A 22,467-nucleotide genomic window follows, 5' to 3' on the forward strand; every position below is an offset into this window, starting at 1 on the left:
CATGGACGCCGCCTGGCTCGCCCAACTCGCCGCCACCGGCGCCGCCGCCCTGGTGGGGGCGGCCGCCACCGACGCGTGGGGGACGGCACGTGACGGCTTCGGCCGGCTGCTGCGCCGCCGGTCCGCCGATGCGGATCCGCTCACCGAGCGTCGTCTGGACGCGCTCGCCGAGGAGGTGGAGCAGACGTCGCCGGTGGACCGGGACGAGGTCCGTCAGCGGCTGATCCCGGTCTGGCAGACCCGGCTCGCCGACCTGATCGAGGAGGATCCGGCGATCGCCGACGACGTGGCCGGTGTCAGCGGGCAGGTGCAGGCGCGGCTGCCGGTCAGCGCCCGGCAGTGGGTGCAGCACATCACCGCCCACCAGGGCGGGATCGCGCTCGGCGCGCAGGGCGACGGCAGCAGCGTCCACGTTCACTACCACTCCGACGAGGCACCTCCGCGACCGGCATGACCGAGGCGGCCGCGCGGCAGGTGGTGCGGGCCGAGGGCGGTTTCGCGTACGGCGCGGTCGGCGCGGACATCCACGTCTTCGGCGACGGCCGGCCGCTCTACCTGCTGGAGAGCTGGCGCCCCCTCCGGCCGCGGACCCGGCGTTCCTGCGCGAGCTGCCCAGCCGGATGCTGAACGCCCGGTTCGCGGTGGTCGACTTCACCGGCCGCGACCGGGAGCGGGCCGAGCTGCGCGCCTGGTGCGACCTGGACACCCGATCGGCAGCCCGCTGGCTGCACGGGCCCGGCGGGCAGGGCAAGACCCGGCTCGCCGCGCGGCTCGCGGCCGACTGCCGGGCCGCCGGATGGTCGGTGGTCACCGCTACTCCCGGTGTGGGTACGGTCCTCCCGCCGCCCGGCAGCCAGGACCTGCGCACCGACGGGGCCGCCGGGCTGCTGCTGATCGTCGACTACGCCGAGCTGTGGCCGTTGAGCCATCTGGCCTGGCTGTTCAGCAACGCGCTGCTGCACCGCGACGCGCTGCCCACCCGGGTGCTGTTGCAGGCCCGGACAGCGGACGCGTGGCCGGCCGTGCGGGGCATCCTCGCCAACGACCGGACCCACACGTCGGCACAGCACCTGACCGGGTTGCCGGACACCGGTGACGCCCGAGCCCGGATGTTCGCCGCCGCCCGGGACGGGTTCGCCGCCCGCTACGGCATCGACGACCCGGACGTGATCGGGCCACCGGACGCGCAGGGTGACGGGCTGACCCTGGCGGTGCACGTGGCAGCGCTGGTCGCCGTCGACGCGCACGCCCGTGGGGTCCGCCCGCCCACCGATCAGGGCGACCTCACCGCCTATCTGCTCGACCGGGAGCACGCGTACTGGGCCCGGACCGGCGGCGAGAACCTGGAACGGGTGGTGTTCACCGCGGCGCTGACCGGCGCGCTGCCGCGTGCGGAGGGCCGGTCGGTCCTCGACGCGCTGGCCCTCGCGCCGGAGCTGCTCGACGCGCACGCGGCGTCGTACCCTCCGCCGGATCCCGCCCGGGACACCGTTCTGGAGCCGCTCTTCCCGGACCGTCTCGCTGAGGACTTCGTGGCGCTCAGCCTGCCCGGCCATCGGGGCGCCCACCCGGCCAAGCCCTGGGCGCCGTCGGTGTTGCGGACCGTTCTCGGTCACGGCGGGCGCGGGCTCGGCCGTCTCGTCGCGGCGGCCGAGCGCTGGCCGCACGTCGCGGCCGGGCACCTCTACCCGCTGCTGCACGACACGCCCCAGCTCGCCGCGGACGCCGGCAGCCCGGTGCTCACCGCCCTGGCCAACCTGCCCGACCTGCCCACGGAGCTGATCGCCGACGTGTCCGGCGCGCTGCCGCCGAGCACACCGGCCGACCTGGACACCGGCGTCGCCGCGCTCGGCGCACGCCGATCCCGGGAGCACCTGGCCCGGCCGGACGAACCGGCGGCCCACGCGCGTACCCGGGTCAATCTCGCCGGGTTCCTCGGCCGGCTGGGCCGCTCGGAGGAGGCGCTGGCCGCCTTGGAGGAGGCGGCCGGGGCCTGGCGCGGCCTCGGCCCGGAGCACACCGCGGACCTCGCCGCCACGCTGACCAACCTCGGTAACGCCCGGGCACGGGCCGGCCGGTCCGCGGAGGCCCTCGGCGCGCTGCTGGAGGCGGTCGAGATCAACCGGGCCGGCGGGCAGGAGCGGGATCTGGCGCTGACCCTGTCCAACCTCGGTGGCCTCTACATGCGAACCGGCCGGGAGGCGGACGCGGTCGCCGTCCTGTCCGAGTCGGTGACCGTCTACCAGCGCCTCACCGACGAGGCCGGACTCGCCGTCGCGCTGGGCAATCTGGGCGGCGCGCTGGCCGGCGCCGGGCGCGCTGACGAGGCCGTCGAGCCGACCCGTCGTGCGGTGCGGATCTGGCGCCGTCTCGCCGATCAGGACCCGGACGCGTACGAAGCCGCCCTCGCCCTCGCGCTGGGCAACCTCACCGCGTTCCTGCGAGATGCGGGCGGGCCGGGTGACCGGCTTCCGGTGGTCGAGGAGGCGGTCACCATCCTGCGCCGGCTGGCCACCGCGAACCCGTCCGCCTACCGGGAGAACCACGCAGTGGCCCTGGGCCTGTACGCCGAGGCTCTGTCACGGCCGGGACGTGTCACGGAGGCGCTGGACGCCGCCCGCGAAGGGGCCGCGGCCCGCCGTGACCTGGCCCGGGAGTCGCCGACCACCGGCCGGGTCCTCGCTCTCGCCGAGGCTCTGCGACGGCTCGGCCGGATCGCCACCCTGGCCGGCCGGCACGGCGAGGCCGCCGCCGCGAACGCCGAGGCGGACACGACCGAGCAGCGTTTCCACGCGTGGCTCGACGGCATCGGGGTCCCGCACCACATGGCGCCGCCCGAGGTCGTGAACCGGGCGGCCCCCGACGGGCCACCGCCACCGCCGGGCGAGCCGGAGCAGGAGCCGCTGCCCTGGCGGCCGGCCGCGGAGATCCTCCGGGCCGGCCGGGACCTCGCCCGGGAGAAGAGCTGGCCGCGACTGTGGGAGCTGATCCGCTCGGTTCCGATCACCGAGGCCTGTGAACTGGCCCGGCACCTGCCGCCGGGCCACTCCGTGCTCGCCGCCCGGCTGGCCGGGACACGACCGCCACGGGTACGCCCCGACCCGGGCCGTGAGATGCCGTTCGTGTTCGGCCATCCCGATCAGGTCGCCTTCGCGGCGGACGGCGGCGCGCTCGTCGTCAAGGAACTGGTCATGGCGCCGGACCGTGGGTACACCCTGCACGTCCACGAGCCGGCCGGGTCCCGGGTCACCGAGCTCTACCGGGGGCCTGCCGATCACCTGTCGTTCGCCGGTCCGGCACGCGATCAGGTGGTCGCCTTGCGGTCCGGCCTGCGGGACCCGCTGGTGCTCTACCGCAACGGCCTGACCGACCCGCTGCTGCCCGGGGTGCCGCTGGACGTCGACTGCACGGTGATCGCCACCGCGTCGGGTGTGGTGCTCGGGCTGGGCTCCGCGCCGGCGGCGTACGTGGGCGGCGATCCCCGGGCGATGCGCTACGTGAACCTCTCCGGGCTCGGTCTCTGGCGCGCCTCCGTCCTCGCGGCCGACGGCACCGGCACGATGGTGGCGGTCAGCGACGGATCGGTGCTGGCCGTCACCGACGAGCGGCTACGGCGGCATCTCGGCGCCGCGGCCGTCCCGGAGTCACTCGGCACCGTCGCCGAGGCCGCCTTCGCGGGCCCGGCCACCCTGTTCACCGCCGGGACGCGCGGCGGCCTGGTGCGGTGGCGGCTGGACGTGTCCGGCCTGCGTCCCGAAGCCGCCGTCGACACTCCCGGGCTGACCGGCCTGTTCGTCGTCCCGGCCTGGCGGGCGGTGGGCGGCTGGGCGTTCAGCGAGGGCCGGGCGTACCTCCTCGACTCCGGCACCCTGCGCCGGATCCACCGGCCCCCGGCCGTACCCTCCCGCGGTCTGATGGCGCTGAAGGCGTCCCCCGACGGCCGTTACGTCGTGATGGGTGGTCATCTGCCCCCGCCGGGTGGGCACCGGTGGAGCGCCCCGAAGTCGCGTACCGTCCTGCACGATCTGCACCAGCCGGCGGCCTGGCTGGCGCGTCCGCTCGCCTCGATCCTCGCGGCCGAGCTGCCGTCGCTGGAGCGCGTGCTCGCCGAAGCGCCGGCGGCCCTGCGGCCCGTCCTGGCGCTGATCCGGGACATGGCCGCGCGGGAGCACGGGCTCACCGCTTGACGCGCCACCGCGGGCCCGCCAACGGCGATTCAGGGGTACGGTCGGCGGATGACCGTGCACCTACGTCCGGCCCGTGACGAGGACGCCCCCGCGGTGGCCGCGGTCTGGGTGTCGGCGTGGCGGGACGGGCATCTCGGTCACGTGCCGGACGAGCTGGTGGCCGTGCGTACTCCGGAGAGCTTCCGCATCCGTGCGGCCGCGATGATCGCGCGTACCACCGTGGCCCTGTCGGATGCCGGGATCACCGGTTTCGTGACCGTCTCCGGTGATGAGGTGGAGCAGGTCTTCGTCGCCGCGCCGGGCCGCGGCAGCGGCGTCGCGGGCGCCCTGCTCGGCGAGGCCGAGCGTCAGGTCGCGGCGGCCGGGCACGAGACGGCCTGGCTGGCGGTGGTCGCCGGCAACGCCCGGGCCCGCCGCTTCTACGAGCGCAGTGGCTGGTCCGACAGCGGTCCGTTCGACTATGCCGCCCCGGCCGCGGGCGGCGCCGTGAGCGTGCCCTGCCACCGCTATGTCAAGTCCGTCGTGGCCGCTCGTGGCTGATGCCGGGCCGCCGTTCACGATGACGGCGATGCTCCGGCCGCTGGGCGCCCTCCCGACGGTCCTCGTCGAGGAGGCGTCCGCGGAACGCTCCGGCATCGCCGCGGCCCTCCACAACAATGCCGCGGTGGTCGGCGGCGCCTTGGCCGGAGGCGGGTTCGCGGCCCTCACCGCCCGGCTGACCCCGTCCGGCACGGCTGTGCCGGCGGAGGAGAGCCTCGTCCTGGTGTGGCCGGCGGCGGCAGGGTGCGCCGCCTTCGCTGCGGGCGCCGCGCTGCGGAGCCGATCCGGCCGGGCCATGCCGCGGGCTCTGTCGCCGGCCGGCTGCTGACACTGCTCCAGCGGCCGGGCGCCGGTGACGACGGCGGGGCACCCCGGCGGATCGGGGGCCCCGCCGGTCATCACGTCACGGTGATCGTCCGGTTCCAGTCCCAGCCGCCCCGGGTGGAGTCCCACACCTGGCGGGCTCCCGCGGCGCCGCCGATGCCGTCGAAGACGAACAGGCGGATCAGCGAGTTGTCGTAGTTGTAGAACGTGCCGATCTCGGTGCGCCCGTCGCCGTCGAAGTCCCCGGCGACGTACTTCGCGCGCGTACCGCCCCAGTTGCCGGCACCGGAGTCCCACGTCTGGCGGGGAGTCGCGGCGGTGGCGACGTCGTCGAAGACGAACAGCCGCGTCGTGGCCCCGTCGTAGTTGTAGAACGCGCCGATCTCCGCCCGCCCGTCACCGTTGAAGTCGCCGCTGACCGGCTTGCTGCGGGCCGCGTCCCCGTTGCCGGCCCCCGAGTCCCAGGCGATCCGCCCGGGTGACCGGCGGCTGCCGGCCCCCGACGCCCTGCAGCTGCCACAGCCGGGGTCAGGCTGTTGCCGTAGTCGTAGAGCACCGGCACGACACCGGCCGAGAACGGCGCCGCGTCGGCCCGCAGCCGGATGTTGCGGGACCACACCGGTGGCTCGGCCGGGTCCGACTGCAGCGCGATCGCCCCGGACGCCGGCACCAGTGCGGGATCGGTCACCTGGTAATCGTTGACCACGGTGCCGTTGAGCCGTACCGTCACGTGCCGCTCGGCCACGGTGATCTCGAAGGCGTTCCACGAGCCGGCCGGGCGCTGCGCGTCGGCCGACGGCGCGTTGCGGCCGGTGATCGCGCCGGTCGCCGAGGCGCCGGAGCCGTCCGGCCTGATCTGGACCTCCACGCCGCGCGCCGCGTCGGAGCCTCCGGTGGGGACGCCGACGACGACTCCGGCGTCCGATCGGGCCGAGGTCGCCTTCCCATCGGCCCGCAGGGTGTACGACGAAGGCGTGCGCCCACCGGTGTGACGCAGCAGGGTCGCCCCGCCGTCGGCACGAAGCGGGTCCGGGTGGTGGCCGGCCACTGTGCCGCGACCAGCGCCGCGCTGCAGGCCCGGCCGCCGGTCTCGATCCGGGCGAGGTACGGCTGAGCGGCGGCCGGGCCGGCCGGCGACGGCTCGCTGCCGGCCACCCGCAACTCGACGAGCGTGTGGGTGGCGTTGCCGCCGCCGATCGCCTCGAAGCCGTTCGGTGGCACGGTGACCGTCTCGGTCGCGCCGTCCTAGGTGGCCTTGGCGACGACGGCCCGGTCCGCGCCCTGCACCAGGAAGACGTTCGGCAGGTCCATGGTCACGAACCCGCGCGGCCCGAGAACTTCGAAGCAGATCGTCTCGAGTGCGGACCCGACCAGGCTCTCGACCCGGAACACGTCGTCACGGCCGGATCAGTCGGCGACGAACCGGAAGATCGAAGGCAAGCACCTTTATCGCGAATGAGTTGATTCGCAGAATTCGCTCGGCTTGCCATTGGCGGCCGAGCCTTTGATCGTGCCCGAAAATGGTCGCGCCGCTTTTCGCGGTCGACAATGCCCGGCGCGACGGGTCGTAATCGTGCCCTACATCCCGCGTGGCTCGGCCTGGCCGCGGCGGTGCTCCCGCACCCACGCCTCGACGTCCTCGCCGGCCCAGACCTTCCCTTGGCCGAGGGCGGCGACGGGTTTGGGGAAGTCGGCGCGGGCGGTGATCTGATACGCCCGCTGACGACTCACGCCGCCGAGGCGCTCACGGATCTCGTGCGCGCCCATGAACCGCATCACCTTGGCTGCCATGCTTGTGACTATAGTTGAATGACTAGCTGGTGTCACGGTGCCAGTTGTCACCCATCATGTTGACGCCACGCTCGCGGTGTTCTCGATGGGACGCCGCCGGGGCGATGGGTGTGCCCGGTCCGGGTTCGGTTGCCGCCTGTAGAGGGGCGGCAAGGGCGCCCGGACCCGGTGTCGGGCGCGACCCGCTCGACGACTGTGTCAGGGCTCGGAGGAGCGGATCGAGGCACGGGCCTCGGCCACCCGTGCGGCGGCCTCGGGATCACCGGAGCTGTGGTAGATCATCTCCTGCCAATCCATGATCGACAGGACGTCGCGCCGTACGTCGGCGTCGAAGAGGGTGAAGGGGATCAGCTGCCCGACGATGCCGGTGAGCCAGGCCGCGGCGTCGGTCGCAGCCGGCCACAGCCCCTCCTCGGCGTAGCGCTGACCGAAGTTGACGACGGCGGCGAGCCACTTGAGGCCGAACGTCCGGAACTGGTAGCGCATGGTGACGTCGCCCTGCTGCGACGCCCAGGCGAACAGCGCGTGCGACTCCAGGCCCACCAGCAGCTCCGCCGGGCCGCTCGTCTCCAGCTGCAGGTCGCCGAGGACCGTGCCGTATCCGGCGGCGGCGCCGGTGCCCACCCGCATGGCGGGCACGAGCAGCCGGACGTCGGTCGGTCGCGCGGTGAGCACGCCGAGATACCGCTCGTTGCCGGTCTCGGTGAGCACTGCGGCGAGTGTCGGCTGGTCGCGAACCCGCTGCACGTCGGTGGGGGAGGGCCCGACCGGGTCGTCGGACACCATGCCGGCCAGCCATTGCGCGGCGGCGGCGAGCTGGGGCCGGCCGCCGGCGGTGTGCACGATCGCGGCGATCTTCCCGGCGAGGGCGACCGTGCCGGCGTCGACCGGCGACAGCGGGAGGCTCTCGCCCGGCCCGAGGCCGCCGATGATCTCGCGGAGCGCGAAGTCGGCCGCGCCGGCGACGAGGTCCGGGTCGCCGCCGACGGCGAGCTGCACGTGGGCGGCGTGCGCCAGGACCCGTGCCACGGCGAGCCGGGCGGGGGAGCGCGCCGGTCCGGCGGCGAGGTCGAGGCAGCCGAGCACGGCCTTCTGTGCGTCGGTGATCGCCGACAGGGGATGGATCGCCTCGGCGTGCACGCGGGCCCGGCGGATCACGACGTCGGCGACGAGTTGCGCCACGTCGGGGCCGGGGTCCAGCGATCCGTACGCCCCTTCGGCCTCGTCGAGGGTCGCGACGGCCCGGTCGAACCGTCCGTCGCCGCGTTCGATCTCGCCGAGCCCGTACAGGATCGAGCCGAGCTCCCGGATCTGCTCCGGGGTCGGCCGGGTCAGGTCACGCAGCCGTCCGGCGGCCATGCGCAGGTCTTCGGCGTCGGTCATCGGCCCTCCTCCGGGCCGCCGACTGTACAACCCCGTGGACAGGGTCCGTCACCGCGACGGGGCGGTGCCCCCGGCCCGCCGGTGGGTTCGCCATGTGATGACACGGGCCCGCATCGACAACTGTAAGCATTGACAACTGTTAACAGCTTGGACATGCTCTGAGAGCGCTCTCTCGCAGGTCGAGCGGGCCCCCTCCACCGCACCCCGGGAGTCCCCATGTCCACGCGTAACAGGTTGTTAACCGCCCTCGCGGCGATCCTGACGGCGATACCGATCGTCGCCGTCGCCACCACCGCACCCGCCGCCGCAGTCGGACCGGACCTGCTGCCGGTCACCGTCAACAACATCACCGGCCGTGGCGACGCCGTCTACCTGTACGTCATCGGCGTGAACCTGAACACCGGCCGGCTCGGCTACGTCACCGCCGGCGGCGCCTTCAACGCCTGGCCGGCCGGCAGCCTCCCCCCGTCGCCGGCGCCGGACGTCTCCATCGGCGGCCCGGGCAACGGCGGCAGCACCACCGTGCGGTTCCCGCGTAACTTCTCCGGCCGGATGTACATGTCCCTCGGCCAGAAGCTGAAGTTCTTCCTCACGCCCGACGGACTGGTCCAGCCCGCGCCCTGGGCGTCCGGTGATCCCAACCACGACATCCTGTTCGACTGGAGTGAGTTCACCTACAACGACGCCGGGCTGTGGCTCAACAGCTCGCAGGTGGACATGTTCGCCGTACCCCATGCGGTGAGCGTCACCGGGACCGACGGCAGCCGCAGCACCGGCACCGTGGTGGCCAACGGCCGCCAGAACGTCATCGACCAGATCCGCGGGCAGTCCGGCTGGGCCAACACCGTGGTCACCCGCTCCGACGGCACCGTCCTGCGGGTCCTCGCGCCCGGCAAGGCCGCCGACGCCGGCCTGTTCAGCAGCACCTACCTCGACTCGTACATCAACTCCGCCTGGAACGCCTACACCGGCAAGACCCTGACCGTCGTGCCGTTCGGCGACCAGCCCAACACCCGGTTCCTCGGCCGCACCTCGGGCAACACCATGGTCTTCACCAACACCTCCGGCGCCCAGGTCGCCTCGTTCAACAAGCCGACCAGCGCCCACGTCTGGGGCTGCGACGGCAACCTGCACGCCCCCAACGACCTGGTCGTCGGCCCGATCGCCCGCACCCTTTGCGCGGCTCTCAACCGCGGCACCCTCGGCACGATCGACACCCAACCGGGTGGTACGCCGTCCGACTTCTACAAGAGCAACCCCGCGAACCAGTACGCGCGGATCATCCACGCGAACATGGCCGACGGAAAGGCGTACGCGTTCGCCTTCGACGACGTCCAGGCCCAGGAATCGCTGGTCTACTCCAACAACCCGACCTCGGCCGGGGTCACCCTCTCCCCGTTCACCGGTGGCGGTGGCGGTGGCGGCGGTGGCGGTGGTTCGACGACGGGGTACGCCGTGACGGGCCCCGGCGGCAAGTGTGTGGACGTCGCGGGTGACGACGTCGGCGGCAACGGCGCGGCCGTACAACTGTGGGATTGTCAGGCCGCGGCCAAGGACCAGCACTGGACGCTGCGCAACGGCACCCTGCAGACGCTGGGCCGCTGCCTCGACGTCGCCGGCAACGCCACCGCCGGCGGCAGCAAGCTGCAGCTGTGGGACTGCAACGGCGTCGGCGGCCAGCAGTGGGTCACCCAGGCCGACGGCTCGGTCCGCAACCCGCAGTCCGGCCGGTGCATCGACTCGCCGAACGCCAGCACCGCCAACGGCGCCCGCCTGCAGATCTGGGACTGCAACAACTCCGCGGCCCAGAAGTACACCTACAACGGCGGCGCCACCAACCTCGCCGCGCCGGGCGGCAAATGCGTCGACGTGGCCGGCGACGACTCCGGGGGCGACGGCGCGGCCGTGCAGATCTGGGACTGCCAGCTGACCGCCCGCGACCAGCACTGGTCATGGACCGGCCAGTCGCTGACCACGCTCGGCCGCTGTCTGGACATCTCCGGCGGCGGCACCGCCAACGGCTCCGTCCTGCAGCTGCACGACTGCACCGGCAACCCGGCACAGGCCTGGGTCGTCAACAGCAACGGCAGCATCAGCAACCCGCAGTCCGGCCGCTGCATCGACGCGCCGAACGCGAGCACGGCCAACGGCGTGCGCCTGCAGATCTGGGACTGCAACAACTCCGCGGCCCAGAAGTTCGCGAAAGCCTGAACAGTCGGAGCGGCCGGGCGCCCGCCCGGCCGCTCCCGCCGTCGTCAGCCTGCTGCAATGACGACCCGGAACGACGTGCTCGCGTACTTCGGCACCCTGTCGACGAAGCTGGGGCTTCTCCTCCGGGCGGGTCGGCCTCACCGTCCACGGCAACTCGATCACCCACCTCGACTAGCCCTGTCACCTCTCGGCAGGGCCGCCTCTGGGGTGTTCCGTCACGCGTTCGGCCGTACTACCGGTCGACTTCGTGGGCGACCGCACCGTTGTGGCGTACCGTCGCACCTCATGGCCCACGTGGTGGATTTCGACAAGGTATCGACTGCCGGACTGGAGTCGTCGCCGGTCGCCGACGCGCTCGCCGGCCTGCGAGCGAACGAGGCCCGTTACTTCAAGAACAAGTACGGCCACGTCTTCACGGTCGAGCCCGCCGGTGACGCCCCGGAGACGGTCGAGTGGGTGCACCGCATCCTGCGCGAGGAACGTGGCCTGGTCTTCGGCTCCCCGGCACTGGAGACGACTGCGTTCCAGGTGGAGAACATCCGGATGGCGTACGTGTTCTACGAGAGCGGCCTGTCCGTCAACGTGATGTACACCGTCGACGACGGCGGCAAACGTGCCGTCGGCTTCAAGCTCTCCGACGGCATGGAGGTGCCCGCCGAACTGGGCGCGTTCAAGTTCGCCCGCCAGAAGTCGAAGCTGGCCGGCACCATCCGCGGCTCCTACTTCGTCATCAAGAACGAGTACTGACACCGCCCCGGACCTGGTGATCACGGAGGGCGCTCAGCCGTCCGAGGGCGGCCGGGTTCACCTGGCACCCGCCTGCCTGTCATCGCGTCCGGAAGGAAGGCCGTCGTCACGAAGGAGTGATCACGCCCGGTGTGGGAATCGCCAAGGAAGATCCGGGAACCGGACGTGCCCGCAACGGCACGTCCGTAATGTCCCGCTCAGCCGTGTCGTCTACCCGCATCGGAGCCAACCGTGACCCGCATCGGCATCATCCTCGGCAGCACCCGCCCCAACCGCAACGGCGAACAGGTCGCCGCCTGGGTGCTCGACCACGCCAAGCAGCGCAGCGACGCCACGTACGAGCTCGTCGACCTGTTGGACTTCCCGCTGCCGCACCTCGACGAGCCGATCCCGCCGTCGATGGGCCAGTACCAGAACGACCACACCAAGAAGTGGGCCGAGAAGATCGCCTCCTACGACGGGTTCGTCATCGTCACGCCCGAGTACAACCACAGCACCTCGGGGGTGCTCAAGAACGCCATCGACTACCTGTTCGCCGAGTGGAACAACAAGGCGGTCGGGTTCGTCTCCTACGGGTCGGTCGGCGGTGCCCGCGCGGTCGAGCACCTGCGGCTGGTCGCCGGAGAGCTCAAGATGGCAGACGTACGGCAGCAGGTCACGCTCGCTCTGAGCACCGAGTTCGAGAACTACAGCGTCTTCAAGCCCGGTGACTATCAGCTGCCGCAGCTCACCACCCTGCTCGACGAGGTCGTCGCCTGGAGCACCGCGCTGGCCTCCCTCCGCAAGTCCTGACTCAGGGCTTGCGGCCGACCGCGCAATACTGATCGATGTCCGGCACGTCGTCCACCGGCCGCCAGCGGGTCACCGGGACGACGCCGGGCTCGACCAGCTCCAGGCGATCGAAGAACCGCGCCAGCCGGGCCGGGCTGCGCAGGAAGTACGGCTGGGCGGCCGACTCGTTCCAGATCCGGGCCGCCTCGACGTTGGCCGGGGTGATGTCGGTCCCGTCGTAGACGGCCAGATAGCTGCCCGACGGGAGGGCGTCGAGCGCCCGGCGCACCATGCCCTGCGCGACGTCGTCGTCCTCGACGTGCCCGAGAACGCCCATGAACAGCACGGCCACCGGCTGCGTGAAGTCGAGCGTCCCGGCCGCCTTCCGCAACACCAGGTCCATGTCGTGCATGTCGGCGTCGACGTAGTCGGTCACGCCCTCCGGGTGCCCGGCCAGCAGCGCCCGCGCATGCGAGAGCACCAGCGGATCGTTGTCGACGTAGACCACCCGGCTCGCCGGCGCCACCGACTGCGCGACCTGGTGGGTGTTGTTCGCGGTCGGCAGTCCGGTCCCGATGTCCAGGAACTGCCGGATCCCCGCCTCGTCGGCAAGGAACCGCACGGCCCGGATCAGGTAGGCCCGGCTCAGGCGCGCGCTCTCGGCCAGCTCCGGCCGGCTGGCGAGGATCTGGTCCCCGACGGCCCGGTCGATGGCGAAGTTGTCCTTCCCACCCAACAGGTAGTTCCAGATACGCGCGGTCTGCGGAACCGTGGCGTCCAGGGTCGGCGGTAGGTCACGATCGTTCGGCACTGACACTCCTATGTGGATCAGTCGAGGTGCGGTAAGCGTAGTCCCCACCCGGCGACGGATCGGATGGCGTCGAGCACCCCGCTCGGGGAGACTGAGGGAGTGATCGAGGACACAGCGGCGGCCGGGCGGGTGCGGCGGTTCAGCACGGCGGCGGTTCCCGAGGGGCGGCGGATCGAGCTGTGGGAGGAACACAACCGGGCCGCGCTGATCGGGCTGCGGTGCCGGCTGCTCGGGGACACGCCGTTCGACGGCACCGAGGTGAACCTGCACCTCGACCGGGTGCAGCTGGCACGCGTCCGCGGGACGTCGCACGTCGTCGAGCGGCCCGCGGACGTCGTGCGCCGCAGCCCGGCCGAGGCGATCGCGGTGTATCTGACCCTGGTCGGGGAGGCGTTCTTCTACCACGACGGCGGTGTGCTGACCCTACGGCCGGGCCAGGCTCTGATCTGTGACGCGGACCGGCCGTTCATGCGCGGCTTCTCGCACGGCCTCGAAGAGCTCGCGATCAAGGTGCCGCGCGCGGTGTTCCAGGACGTCACCGGCATGGACTCGGTGCGGCAGCCGATGGTCCGGGCCACCTCCCGGGCGCTGGCCCGGTCGGCGGGGACCGCGCTGCGCGGCGGCGGTGCCGTGGACGAGCAGACCCTGCTGCACCTGATCGCCGACATGACCGGCCGTACCGTCGCCGACCCGGTGGCCGTGCACCTGGCCAACGCCCGCGCGTTCGTCGAGGACCACCTGACCGACCCCGGTCTCAATGCCACCCGGGTCGCCGCCGGCATCGGCATCAGCGAGCGGCACCTGTCCCGGGCGTTCGCCACCACCGGGACGAGCCTGCCGCGGTTCGTGCTGTCACGCCGCCTGGAACGGGCACACCGGCTGCTCACCGACGGGCCGCACACGGCGGTCGCCGAGGTCGCCGCCTCCTGCGGGTTCGCGACGGCCACCTACTTCTCGCAGGCGTTCCGGGCCAGGTTCGGGGTGCGGCCGCTGGACGTACGCGGATCCGCCATCCCTTCTGATTTCCGCCGTGTCCCCGGCCCGCACCTTGCCGGGCCGCCCGGCCCGCCCGCCAATGGACCGCATGACGGTGACCACTGACGTCCTGATCGTCGGATCCGGCCCGGCGGGCGCGGGCGCTGCCCTGCTGCTCTCCACCCTCGGCATCCCGAACATCATGATCACGAAGTACCGGTGGACGGCGAACACGCCGCGCGCCCACATCACCAACCAGCGGGCCATGGAGGTCTTCCGCGACGCCGGCATCGAGGAGCAGGTGCTCGCCGACGCGACACCGCACCACCTGATGGGCGACACCGTCTTCTGCACCTCGATCGCCGGCGAGGAGATCGGCCGGATCCTCACCTGGGGCACCCACCCCGGACGGCGCGGCGACTACGAGCTGGCGTCGCCCTGCCTGCCGGTCGACATCCCGCAGAACTACCTGGAGCCGATCCTGGTCCGCAACGCCACCGAACGCGGCACCCAGACCCGCTTCTCCACCGAGTACCTCGGTCACCGGCAGGACCCCGACGGCGTCGACGTCACCGTGCGCGACCGGCTCACCGGACGCGAATACACCATCCGGGCCAAGTACCTGATCGGTGCGGACGGCGCGCGCTCCCAGGTGGCCGAGGACCTCGACCTGCCGATGCGGGGGGAGATGGACATCGCGGGGTCGATGAACATCACCTTCAGGGCAGACCTCTCCCCGTACGTCGGAAATCGCCCCTCGGTCCTCTATTGGGTGATCCAACCGGGCTCCAACGTGGGCGGGATCGGCGCCGGCCTGGTCCGGATGGTCCGTCCCTGGAACGAGTGGCTGATCGTCTGGGGCTACGACATCAACGGGCCCGCACCGGTCGTCGACGAGGCCGCCGCGAAGGCGATCGTGCGCAGCCTGCTCGGCCTGCCCGGCATCGACGTCGAGATCACCGGGACGTCACTGTGGGGCAACAACGAGAGGTACGCGACCCGGCTGCACTCCGGACGGGTGTTCTGCGCGGGCGACGCCGTGCACCGGCACCCGCCGTCCAACGGGCTCGGCTCCAACACCTCCATCCAGGACTCGTACAACCTGGCGTGGAAGCTCGCCGCCGTGCTCCGCGGTCAGGCCGATCCGGTGCTGCTCGACACGTACACCACCGAACGTGCTCCGGTCGCCGAGCAGATCGTGCTGCGCGCCAACCGGTCCAGCCGCGAGTTCGTGCAGTTCTTCGAGGTGCTGGGCCTGCTCGACGCGAAGGACGAGGCCGAGATGGTCGCCCGCATCGAGGAGCGCAAGGCCAACACGCCGGAGGGCGCCGCCAAGCGGGCCGCGCTGGTGTCGGCGATGGAGCTCAAGCACTACGAGTTCAACGCGCACGGCGTCGAGCTGGGCCAGTTCTACGAGTCCGCGGCGATCGTCGGCGACGGCACGGCCCGGCCTGTCCCGGCTCGTGACCCGGAGCTCTACCACCAGCCGTCGACCGTGCCCGGCTCCCGCCTGCCGCACGTGTGGGTCGGAGACTCCACGAGCCGGGTCTCGACCCTCGACCTGGCGCCGATGACCCGGTTCACGCTGTTCACCGGCATCGCGGGGGAGGCGTGGGCGACGGCGGCCGAGAAGGTGTCGTCGGAACTCGGCGTGCCGGTGGAGACCGTGGTCATCGGACCCGGACGGGCGGTCACCGACCTGTACTACGACTGGGCGCGAGCCCGTGAGGTCGAGGAGGACGGGGTGATCCTGGTGCGGCCGGACAAGCACATCGGGTGGCGCTCGGCACGGCTGCCCGCCGACCCGGCCCGGGCGCTGCGGGACGCGCTGGCCACGATCCTCGGCCGGGGCGGTACGCCGTGAGCCTGCGCTTCACCCACGAGACGCTGCCGCAACGGGTGGTCTTCGGGCCGGCCGCGGAGCATCTCGCGGCCGAGGTCGCCCGGCTCGGCTCGCGGCCCCTCGTGATCGGAAGGGCCGCCGCCGACCTGCTGCCCGGCGTTCCGCGCTACCGGGACGTGGTGATGCACGTGCCGGTCGACGTCGCCGAACGGGCCCGCGCCTTCACCGCCGACAGCGACGCCGACGTGTTGGTCAGCATCGGCGGCGGCTCGGCGACCGGGCTGGCCAAGGCGATCGCGCTCACCACGGGCCTGCCGATCGTCGCGGTGCCGACCACGTACGCCGGATCCGAGGCGACCGACGTGTGGGGCCTGACCGAGGACGGCCGCAAGACCACCGGCGCGGACCGGCGCGTGCTGCCCCGCACGATCGTGTACGACGCGGGCCTCACCCTGTCACTGCCGGTGCGACTGAGCGTCGCCTCCGGGCTCAACGCCGTCGCCCACTGCGTCGACTCGATGTGGGCGCCCCGGGCCGACCCGATCAACCAGGCCCTCGCCCTCGCCGGGATCCGCGCGCTCAGCGGCGGGCTTCCGCGCATCGTCTCACGACCCTCAGATCCGGAGGGGCGAGAGCAGACGTTGTACGGGGCACACCTCGCCGCGGTCGCGTTCGCCTCGGCGGGTTCCGGGCTGCACCACAAGATCTGTCACGTTCTCGGCGGCATGTTCGACCTCCCGCATGCGCAGACTCACGCGGTCGTCCTGCCGTACGTCATGGAGTTGAACGGTGTCGCCGTCTCCGCCCTGCTCGCCGAGGCCTTCGGCCCGGACGGCCTGCACGGGCTGCGGGAGCGCATCGGCGCCCCGCGCGCCCTGCGCGACTTCGGCTTCCGGGAGAGCGACATCCCGGCCGCGGTGGCCGCGATCCTGGCGGTCGTGCCGCCCGGCAACCCGGTCGCCGTCACCGCCGGCGACCTCACCGACCTCCTGCGCCGCGCGTGGGCGGGAGAGCCCACAGGAGACCCCCGATGACCGACGAGCAGGAACGCCGCGAACGACAACTGGTCGAACGGGTGGTCGCCTCGTTCGACGGCACACCCGACCCCCGGCTGAGGCAGTTGACCCAGGCGCTCACCCGCCACCTGCACGCCTTCGCCCGCGAGGTGCGGCTGACCGAAGCCGAATGGCAGCAGGCGATCGGGTTCCTCACCGCCGTCGGGCACATCACCGACGACCGGCGGCAGGAGCTCATCCTGCTCTCCGACGTGTTCGGCCTGTCGATGCAGACCATCACCATCAACAACGCGGCCTACCGGAACGCCACCGAGGCGACCGTCGTCGGGCCGTTCTTCGTCGCCGACGCCCCACTGGTCCCGCTCGGCGGGGACATCTCCGGCGGCGCCCCCGGGCAGCCGTGCTGGGTCGAGGGGACCGTCACCGACACCGACGGCCGGCCGGTCCCGGAGGCGCGCATCGAGGTGTGGGAGGCCGACGACGACGGCTTCTACGACGTCCAGTACGGCGACGACCGGGTCGCCGCCCGCGGACGGCTCGTCGCCGGCCCGGACGGATCGTTCCGCTTCTGGGCGATCACGCCGACGCCCTATCCGATTCCGCACGACGGGCCGGTGGGGCTGCTCCTGGAACGGACCGGCCGATCCCCGATGCGGGCCTCCCACCTGCACTTCCTGGTCGAGGCGGCGGGGCTGCGGACCCTGGTGACCCACATTTTCGTACGCGGGGACGCGCTGCTCGACTCCGACAGCGTCTTCGGGGTACGGGACTCGCTGGTCCGTGACTTCGAGCCGCAGCCCGCCGGCACCCCGACTCCGGACGGCCGCGACCTCGGCGACCGGGCGTGGAGCCGGGTGCGGTTCGACATCGTCCTGGCCCCGCGCTAGTCACGCCCTCAGACATGCGGCCAGGTCGCTGCTGGTCACGCCTTCAGATGTGCGGCCAGGTCGCTGCTGGTCACGCCTTCAGATGTGCGGCCAGGTCGCTGATCTGGGCGGGCGTGACCCGGCAGCAGCCGCCGATCAGCCGGGCGCCCGCGCTGAGCCACGGGTCCACCGAGCCCCAGCCGGGGTCGCCGGTCCAGGCGCGGGCGGTCGCGTCCCAGACCTCGCCACTGTTCGGGTAGGCCACCGCCGGCCTGCCGGTCACCTCGGCCAGCGCGCCGGCCACGTCGGCCGGGGCGCTGCAGTTGACCCCGACCGCGATCACCTCGGGCACGTCGGCGGCCAGCGCGAACGCCTCGGCGACCGGCTGGCCGGCCCGGGTCCGGTCACCGTCGATCGTGTACGACAACCAGACCGGCACCCCCAACTCCGCCACCACGCGCAGCATCGCCTCGGCCTCGACCACGTCCGGCACGGTCTCCAGGGCCAGCACGTCGGCGCCCGCCCCGGCCAGCACCTCCATCCGGCGGCGATGGAAGCGGACCAGCTCGTCGACGGTCAGACCGTAGTCACCCCGGTATTCGGAGCCGTCGGCGAGCATCGCCCCGTACGGCCCGACCGACGCCGCCACCCACAGCGGCCCGTCGACTCCCTCGTCGGCCGCCCGCCGGCACGCATCCCGGGCGAGCGTGACACTGCGCCCGAGCAGCACGGTCGTCGTGTCGTCGTCGAATCCGGCCCGTGCCATGCCCTCGAACGTCGCCTGGTAGCTCGCCGTGATCACCACCTGTGCTCCGGCCCGCAGGAAGGCCAGATGCGCGTCGACGATCGCCTCCGGCTCGTCGTGCAGCAGCCGCGCCGACCAGAGGTGGTCCGACAGGTCGTGCCCGGCGGCGGCGAGCTCGGTCGCCAGCCCGCCATCGAGCACCACCGGACCCGCCGACAACGCTGTGGCCAGGGATTCCATCATGTGCTCCTCGTCGTCGGCCGCATCACCCTCGACGATCATCATCGCTGATCGCGGTGCTCCCGGTTCAGTCGGCGACCAGTCGCGACCCGTTGCCCGTCATCTCCTGCTGGCGCCGCACCAGGTACTCACCCGGTCCGCAGCCGAGCGCCGCATGCTCCGGGTGCAGGACATACGCCACCGCACCCGCGGCGACCGTGACCATCCCGACATCGCGGCCCCGCCACGGCGCAGCCGTCCAGGTCACCGGCCCGTCGGCGACGAGCAGGTGGGTGTGGCCGGTCTCGCCGCTGACCAGCGCGATGCCCTCGGCCGGCACCGGCGCCGGCGGTGCCTGGTCGATACGGAACGCCATCTCGACCGGGATGACTGCCACGTCGCCCTGACGTTGGAGGCCGGTCAGGACGGGAATGTCCACCTTGACGGCGGGCGGGGCAGGGACACGGTGGGTGTCGGTCACGTGGGCCTCCGGATCAGGTCGCGCGCTGCATGGTCAGGTAGTGCTCTCGGCTGAGTCCGAACAGGCCGGCGGCGGCGTCGACCGGGTCGTCTGCGGAGCGCCGGACCTCGATGCCGTACCGGCGGCGGGTGCCGTCGCGCTCCAGGCTGGCGTTCGTGCAGAGCAGGATCCGGCCGCCCCACGGCACGTCGTAGAGCGTCAGCATCTGGCCGGGGTTGCCGGGGTCCGGGGCCGGCCGGCCGACCTGGCGCAGCCCGGCCTCGTCGATGAACTCGGGCCAGCCACGGCGTTCGATCGCGCAGCGGCGCAACTCGAGGTTCGGCTCACTGAGGATCCGCGCGACCGACCAGCCTCCCTCGACGAGGTCCGCCGGGACCGGGGTGCCATGCCAGGCGTGGTACCGCGTGCCGTCGGCGAACTCGAGCACCGGCCCGTCCGCGCGGTGCAGGCGTCGGCCGCGTTCCCGGCCGGTCATCTCCTCCGTGGCCATCGCCACCGGACGCCGGGAGATGACGCACAGGTCGCGGTACGGCCACCACCAGCCGATGCCGGTCCGGCCGACCTCGATCGCCAAGTCGAGTGCGGCGTCGGCGCCGTAGTCGTAGCGGACGAGATCCAGGTCCCGGGCGAGGTCGTGATACGACAGCCAGAATGTCGTCAGCCAGGCTGCGTACGCCGGTGGGGTCCGCGTGGCCGGCCCGATCAGACGGTGCACCGAGTCCGCCAGGACCGACGCCACCCAGTAGCCGTGGGCGCCCTCGACCGGCGGGGCGTAGGCGTCGAACAGCAGCAGGTCGAGCGCGTCCGCAAGGTTCTGCAACGACGTCACGTCGGCTTGATCGGCGAGGTCCCAGTCAGGGTCCGAGGCCGGCCACACGGCCGGCGGGAGGGCCGGGGCGTCGGCGAAGGCCGTCACCGATGGAGCCGGGCGACCGTCGGAGACGGACAGTGACGGCCCGGCGTCGACCTCCGCCAGCAGCCGCTCGGCGGCAGCCGGCGAATCCACCCAGCGGATGGGCGGCAGCGGCAGGTCACGAAACTCATAGACCTCGGCCATGACCGCTTCGGCCGAGACCCGATCGATCGGTACGTCGAGACGAGTCATCGCCAGCCACGGGCCGGCCAGGCGGGGCAGTGCCGCCAGCTGTCCCGGATCGAGGGTCACCGGCAGCGTACGGGCCGCGACACTGACGGCGGCGGGCTCTTCGGCGGGGACGGCGGCAAGGAACTCGTCCAGATCGGTACGGATCCGGGCGACGCCGGCGATCACCGGCTCGCCGTCGAACGCGCGGCACAGCGCGTCCAGCGCGTCGCGGGCCGGCACGAACGCGCGCGCACACCGGGCCGCGAGCTCCCGGGAGAGGTCCGCGGCTCCGGCCGGCAAGCCAGGCTTCCGGAAAGCCGCCCGCTGCCGCCAGATCTCACCGTACGAGGGCACACCCCGCTGGTAGAACATCATGGCGGCCTCCACGCCGGGCCGGTCTCGCCGGGCCGTCGCCAACGCCTCGTCCAGACGGGCCTGCAAGGTGAGCAGCTGTCGGGCCGCGACGGCGAGCACCGCGGGCGCTGCGTCGAGATGCGGCCGCGCCGCACGCACGACACCCAGGACCGCCTTGAGCACGTTGATGGTGGTGGCATACCGGACGGTCTCGTCACGGAAGCGCTGCAGCGTGTCGAGCCACGGAGCCCACGCCGCGGGTGGCAGGCCGCAGGCGGCCAGGAAGCCGGACAGCTCCTCGGGCTTCGGCAGCGTGGTCTCGGCCCGGATCCCTTCGAGAGCTTTCGCCGTCATCGGAAGGCCGCTCGTGGTCGCGCGGCTCAGCAGGATGAAGTCGTCGTCACCGGGTCGTCGCAGCGCGGCCACCAGGGCGAGGAAGCCCCGTGCGTGCGCGGCGGTGCGCGGATCGGACGTCGCATCCACAAAGGCCTCCCGGGTGCCGGATCGCCGAGCGTATTACGGGCGCGCCAACCCGCCGGAGGAGAAGCGGCGGGCGCTGCTTCCGGGTGGTCATCTCCGACTTGAGCAGTCGCTCAAAACCTCGTATGCTCCCAACCTTGAGCGACTGCTCAATAGGTGGGGGATGGCAGTGACCGCGACGGCAGTAGGGCCTCGAAGGCCGAAGGCATGGCCGATGGCGGCGTTCAGGCGGTGGTTTCTCGTCTGGTTCTCCGTTTACGCGGCTGCCCAGTTCGGCGGACTGGTGCTCCTCATGGCCGTCGCCTTCGTCGAGGATGGCCTCCCCGCGTCGATTGGTGGGACCGACCTGGTTCACCTCGTCGCAGAGATTGCCCTCCTCCTGGCTTTCTGCCTTCTCCAGGGCGCACCAGCCGTGCTGCTCCTATGGATTCTCGGCAGAAAAGCGAGTAAGAGACTCTTCCGCGCGCTTGCTGTCGTGCTGTTCGTGCTGGTGTGGGCGCCGCTGATTCCCCTGTTCTGGTTCGGATGGTTGTGCGCCGCACTCGCTGTGGCCGTGACGATCAGGCAGCCCCTGCCGGCCTACTACGGGCCGACGAAGATCCGCCGTGGCAGGAGAGCCTGACCCGCCTCGGCCTCGGGCATGCGGGCCAACCGGTGCCCGGTCACCGAGACGAACTCGTCGGCGGGCGGGCGCAGACCGTGGGCGCCGACGCGGCGGTCACGCAGCTCGGGGACCGGCCATGCCGACCACCTCGCCGTCGGACTCGGCCACGAACGCTCAGCCCGGGTGCGCGACGTCGCGGGAGCGTCAGAACAGGCCGATCTGGCCCGGCATCGGCTCGTTCGGAGGGGTCACCGGCGGTGGGGGCGCCGTCGGGTATGACGGTCTCGCCGGGTTCAGAGCGTCCTCGGCCTCCTCCCGCCAGGAGAGCATCGGCCGGAGCCGGTCGCCCTCCTGGTTGATCGGCCGATAGGCGAAGTCCGCGGCGGCGCTCTGGAAGGAGCGCAGCAGTGCGTCGTCGACCGGCGGCAGCCCGAGAGCCTCGCGCACCCGATGGCGGTCGTGGTCGAGTTCCGGCCGGTCCTCGCGGATCTCGTCATCGGTACGGGCCAGGTAGTCGTGCAGGGTCCGGCCGCCGTCCTCCTCCAGCGGGTAGGTGGCGGCGTCGTGCAGGCTGGAGACACCGACGATCAGGGCCAGCGCGTCCCGAAGGCTCGTCGCGACCAGGCCCGCCTCACCCTCCGAGCCGACGTAGAGCACCGGCCGGACGTCACCGGCGCCGACCAGGAGGAAGGCCCCGCCCGAGCCGTCGCCGGCGATCGTCTCCAGTGGTTCCCCGCCGGGCAGGGTCACCGGTTCGACCGGTCCGTCCTCGGCCCGGGCGACCTCGAAGTCGAAGAGGGTGAGCAGTTCGTCGATCCACGGCGTGCCCTGAATCCTGTCGAGCAGTTCCCGGTCCGTCACGCGGTCCTTGATACCAGGCTGCGACCGCCGGATGGGAGACCGGCCCGCGACCGCCGGGAGGGAGACCGGGCCGCGACCGCCGGATGGGAGACCGGGCCGCGACCGTGAGAAACGGGACCAGGCCGGGATGGGGGAGAGATCTCTGACGATATGCGCAATGTCGCATACCGTAGC

Annotated in this window: 23 protein-coding genes and 1 pseudogene; 14 read left to right on the plus strand and 10 right to left on the minus strand. The window is 72.4% G+C overall.

The features are described from left to right. The first annotated feature begins 1 nt into the window (after position 1). The 5 genes from ACQPZW_RS21935 to ACQPZW_RS21955 are packed head-to-tail and all read left to right on the plus strand — an operon-like array spanning position 2 to position 5,055. Positions 2 to 454 (plus strand): hypothetical protein, encoded by a 453-nt coding sequence (locus ACQPZW_RS21935; RefSeq protein WP_433796792.1) that lies wholly within the window; start codon positions 2 to 4, stop codon positions 452 to 454. Then, positions 451 to 627, plus strand: coding sequence for a hypothetical protein (locus tag ACQPZW_RS21940; protein WP_433796793.1), 177 nt, complete (start codon positions 451 to 453; stop codon positions 625 to 627). Before ACQPZW_RS21935 ends, ACQPZW_RS21940 begins: the two co-directional genes overlap by 4 nt. Next, entirely contained in the window at positions 621 to 4,187 is a 3,567-nt protein-coding gene (locus ACQPZW_RS21945; RefSeq protein ID WP_433796794.1) for a tetratricopeptide repeat protein, read from the plus strand. Before ACQPZW_RS21940 ends, ACQPZW_RS21945 begins: the two co-directional genes overlap by 7 nt. A 48-nt stretch (positions 4,188 to 4,235) precedes the next feature. After that, entirely contained in the window at positions 4,236 to 4,727 is a 492-nt protein-coding gene (locus ACQPZW_RS21950) for an N-acetyltransferase family protein (RefSeq protein WP_433796795.1), read from the plus strand. A gap of 28 nt (positions 4,728 to 4,755) precedes the next feature. Continuing rightward, a complete protein-coding gene (locus tag ACQPZW_RS21955; RefSeq protein ID WP_433796796.1) occupies positions 4,756 to 5,055 on the plus strand; it encodes a hypothetical protein in 300 nt (99 codons plus the stop codon). Positions 5,056 to 5,125: 70 nt separating this feature from the next. On the opposite strand, the gene ACQPZW_RS21960 is transcribed toward ACQPZW_RS21955, so the two are convergent. Together ACQPZW_RS21960 and ACQPZW_RS21965 are read right to left on the minus strand one after the other, a co-directional pair. Then, entirely contained in the window at positions 5,126 to 5,668 is a 543-nt protein-coding gene (locus ACQPZW_RS21960; protein WP_433797908.1) for an FG-GAP repeat domain-containing protein, read from the minus strand. A 35-nt stretch (positions 5,669 to 5,703) separates the two neighbouring features. Next, positions 5,704 to 6,099 (minus strand): annotated as a pseudogene (locus ACQPZW_RS21965) (3-keto-disaccharide hydrolase); the annotation flags it as partial. Here ACQPZW_RS21965 and ACQPZW_RS21970 point away from each other — a divergent pair. Continuing rightward, the gene (locus tag ACQPZW_RS21970) at positions 6,040 to 6,165 is read left to right on the plus strand and encodes a hypothetical protein (protein ID WP_433797909.1); all 126 of its coding nucleotides are present in this window, start codon (positions 6,040 to 6,042) and stop codon (positions 6,163 to 6,165) included. The pseudogene ACQPZW_RS21965 and the gene ACQPZW_RS21970 overlap by 60 nt on opposite strands. Before the next feature lie 131 nt (positions 6,166 to 6,296). Here ACQPZW_RS21970 and ACQPZW_RS21975 read toward each other — a convergent pair whose 3' ends face one another. The 3 genes from ACQPZW_RS21975 to ACQPZW_RS21985 all read right to left on the minus strand — a co-directional run bounded on the left by ACQPZW_RS21975 (position 6,297) and on the right by ACQPZW_RS21985 (position 8,225). Further along, a complete protein-coding gene (locus ACQPZW_RS21975; protein WP_433796797.1) occupies positions 6,297 to 6,443 on the minus strand; it encodes a hypothetical protein in 147 nt (48 codons plus the stop codon). A 186-nt stretch (positions 6,444 to 6,629) separates the two neighbouring features. Beyond that, positions 6,630 to 6,842 (minus strand): helix-turn-helix transcriptional regulator, encoded by a 213-nt coding sequence (locus ACQPZW_RS21980; RefSeq protein WP_433796798.1) that lies wholly within the window; start codon positions 6,840 to 6,842, stop codon positions 6,630 to 6,632. A gap of 198 nt (positions 6,843 to 7,040) precedes the next feature. After that, positions 7,041 to 8,225: a hypothetical protein gene (locus ACQPZW_RS21985; protein ID WP_433796799.1), complete on the minus strand. Its 1,185-nt coding sequence runs from the start codon at positions 8,223 to 8,225 to the stop codon at positions 7,041 to 7,043. A 216-nt stretch (positions 8,226 to 8,441) separates the two neighbouring features. Between ACQPZW_RS21985 and ACQPZW_RS21990 the strand changes: the two genes are divergently transcribed. The 3 genes from ACQPZW_RS21990 (at position 8,442) to ACQPZW_RS22000 (ending at position 11,975) form a co-directional block, all read left to right on the plus strand. Further along, positions 8,442 to 10,436 carry a beta-1,3-glucanase family protein gene (locus ACQPZW_RS21990; protein WP_433796800.1) on the plus strand — a complete coding sequence of 665 codons (1,995 nt, stop codon included), beginning with the start codon at positions 8,442 to 8,444 and terminating at the stop codon, positions 10,434 to 10,436. A 285-nt stretch (positions 10,437 to 10,721) separates the two neighbouring features. Then, positions 10,722 to 11,183, plus strand: a complete 462-nt coding sequence (locus ACQPZW_RS21995; RefSeq protein WP_433796801.1) for a phage tail protein — start codon at positions 10,722 to 10,724, stop codon at positions 11,181 to 11,183. 231 nt (positions 11,184 to 11,414) lie between these two features. Further along, positions 11,415 to 11,975, plus strand: a complete 561-nt coding sequence (locus ACQPZW_RS22000; RefSeq protein WP_433796802.1) for an NADPH-dependent FMN reductase — start codon at positions 11,415 to 11,417, stop codon at positions 11,973 to 11,975. A gap of 1 nt (position 11,976) precedes the next feature. Here the strand turns inward: ACQPZW_RS22000 and ACQPZW_RS22005 are convergent, their stop codons facing one another. Further along, positions 11,977 to 12,765, minus strand: a complete 789-nt coding sequence (locus ACQPZW_RS22005; protein WP_433796803.1) for an SAM-dependent methyltransferase — start codon at positions 12,763 to 12,765, stop codon at positions 11,977 to 11,979. A gap of 99 nt (positions 12,766 to 12,864) precedes the next feature. On the opposite strand from ACQPZW_RS22005, the gene ACQPZW_RS22010 reads away from it, so the two are divergent. Genes ACQPZW_RS22010 through ACQPZW_RS22025 form a run of 4 tightly spaced genes read left to right on the plus strand, consistent with a single transcriptional unit; the run spans position 12,865 to position 17,486 of the window. Then, positions 12,865 to 13,866, plus strand: coding sequence for an AraC family transcriptional regulator (locus tag ACQPZW_RS22010; protein WP_433796804.1), 1,002 nt, complete (start codon positions 12,865 to 12,867; stop codon positions 13,864 to 13,866). Further along, positions 13,850 to 15,604, plus strand: a complete 1,755-nt coding sequence (locus tag ACQPZW_RS22015) for an FAD-dependent oxidoreductase (RefSeq protein WP_433796805.1) — start codon at positions 13,850 to 13,852, stop codon at positions 15,602 to 15,604. Before ACQPZW_RS22010 ends, ACQPZW_RS22015 begins: the two co-directional genes overlap by 17 nt. Beyond that, complete coding sequence (locus ACQPZW_RS22020; protein WP_433796806.1) at positions 15,601 to 16,617, plus strand: maleylacetate reductase; 1,017 nt, start codon at positions 15,601 to 15,603, stop codon at positions 16,615 to 16,617. Before ACQPZW_RS22015 ends, ACQPZW_RS22020 begins: the two co-directional genes overlap by 4 nt. Further along, positions 16,614 to 17,486: a dioxygenase gene (locus ACQPZW_RS22025; RefSeq protein ID WP_433796807.1), complete on the plus strand. Its 873-nt coding sequence runs from the start codon at positions 16,614 to 16,616 to the stop codon at positions 17,484 to 17,486. Before ACQPZW_RS22020 ends, ACQPZW_RS22025 begins: the two co-directional genes overlap by 4 nt. Before the next feature lie 70 nt (positions 17,487 to 17,556). On the opposite strand, the gene mmuM is transcribed toward ACQPZW_RS22025, so the two are convergent. The 3 genes from mmuM to ACQPZW_RS22040 are packed head-to-tail and all read right to left on the minus strand — an operon-like array spanning position 17,557 to position 20,831. Continuing rightward, positions 17,557 to 18,495, minus strand: a complete 939-nt coding sequence (gene mmuM / locus ACQPZW_RS22030) for a homocysteine S-methyltransferase (RefSeq protein ID WP_433796808.1) — start codon at positions 18,493 to 18,495, stop codon at positions 17,557 to 17,559. 22 nt (positions 18,496 to 18,517) lie between these two features. Beyond that, positions 18,518 to 18,910 carry a hypothetical protein gene (locus tag ACQPZW_RS22035; RefSeq protein WP_433796809.1) on the minus strand — a complete coding sequence of 131 codons (393 nt, stop codon included), beginning with the start codon at positions 18,908 to 18,910 and terminating at the stop codon, positions 18,518 to 18,520. 13 nt (positions 18,911 to 18,923) lie between these two features. After that, positions 18,924 to 20,831, minus strand: a complete 1,908-nt coding sequence (locus ACQPZW_RS22040) for a DUF6745 domain-containing protein (RefSeq protein WP_433796810.1) — start codon at positions 20,829 to 20,831, stop codon at positions 18,924 to 18,926. A 211-nt stretch (positions 20,832 to 21,042) separates the two neighbouring features. Here ACQPZW_RS22040 and ACQPZW_RS22045 point away from each other — a divergent pair, with 211 nt between their 5' ends. After that, positions 21,043 to 21,450 (plus strand): hypothetical protein, encoded by a 408-nt coding sequence (locus tag ACQPZW_RS22045; protein WP_433796811.1) that lies wholly within the window; start codon positions 21,043 to 21,045, stop codon positions 21,448 to 21,450. Positions 21,451 to 21,636: 186 nt separating this feature from the next. Here the strand turns inward: ACQPZW_RS22045 and ACQPZW_RS22050 are convergent, their stop codons facing one another. Then, the gene (locus ACQPZW_RS22050) at positions 21,637 to 22,293 is read right to left on the minus strand and encodes a hypothetical protein (RefSeq protein ID WP_433796812.1); all 657 of its coding nucleotides are present in this window, start codon (positions 22,291 to 22,293) and stop codon (positions 21,637 to 21,639) included. Between the last annotated feature and the right edge of the window lie 174 nt (positions 22,294 to 22,467).

The sequence above is a fragment of the Actinoplanes sp. CA-252034 genome (genome assembly GCF_050956125.1).
GTDB lineage: Bacteria > Actinomycetota > Actinomycetes > Mycobacteriales > Micromonosporaceae > Actinoplanes.

Bases quoted from the DNA above. Each gene is read 5' to 3' on its own strand.
- ACQPZW_RS21935 (WP_433796792.1), top strand. From the start codon at position 2: ATGGACGCCGCCTGGCTCGCCCAACTCGCCGCCACCGGCGCCGCCGCC.
- ACQPZW_RS21940 (WP_433796793.1), top strand. From the start codon at position 451: ATGACCGAGGCGGCCGCGCGGCAGGTGGTGCGGGCCGAGGGCGGTTTC.
- ACQPZW_RS21945 (WP_433796794.1), top strand. From the start codon at position 621: ATGCTGAACGCCCGGTTCGCGGTGGTCGACTTCACCGGCCGCGACCGG.
- ACQPZW_RS21950 (WP_433796795.1), top strand. From the start codon at position 4,236: ATGACCGTGCACCTACGTCCGGCCCGTGACGAGGACGCCCCCGCGGTG.
- ACQPZW_RS21955 (WP_433796796.1), top strand. From the start codon at position 4,756: ATGCTCCGGCCGCTGGGCGCCCTCCCGACGGTCCTCGTCGAGGAGGCG.
- ACQPZW_RS21980 (WP_433796798.1), bottom strand. From the start codon at position 6,842: ATGGCAGCCAAGGTGATGCGGTTCATGGGCGCGCACGAGATCCGTGAG.
- ACQPZW_RS21985 (WP_433796799.1), bottom strand. From the start codon at position 8,225: ATGACCGACGCCGAAGACCTGCGCATGGCCGCCGGACGGCTGCGTGAC.
- ACQPZW_RS21990 (WP_433796800.1), top strand. From the start codon at position 8,442: ATGTCCACGCGTAACAGGTTGTTAACCGCCCTCGCGGCGATCCTGACG.
- ACQPZW_RS21995 (WP_433796801.1), top strand. From the start codon at position 10,722: ATGGCCCACGTGGTGGATTTCGACAAGGTATCGACTGCCGGACTGGAG.
- ACQPZW_RS22015 (WP_433796805.1), top strand. From the start codon at position 13,850: ATGACGGTGACCACTGACGTCCTGATCGTCGGATCCGGCCCGGCGGGC.
- ACQPZW_RS22025 (WP_433796807.1), top strand. From the start codon at position 16,614: ATGACCGACGAGCAGGAACGCCGCGAACGACAACTGGTCGAACGGGTG.
- mmuM (WP_433796808.1), bottom strand. From the start codon at position 18,495: ATGATGATCGTCGAGGGTGATGCGGCCGACGACGAGGAGCACATGATG.
- ACQPZW_RS22045 (WP_433796811.1), top strand. From the start codon at position 21,043: ATGGCGGCGTTCAGGCGGTGGTTTCTCGTCTGGTTCTCCGTTTACGCG.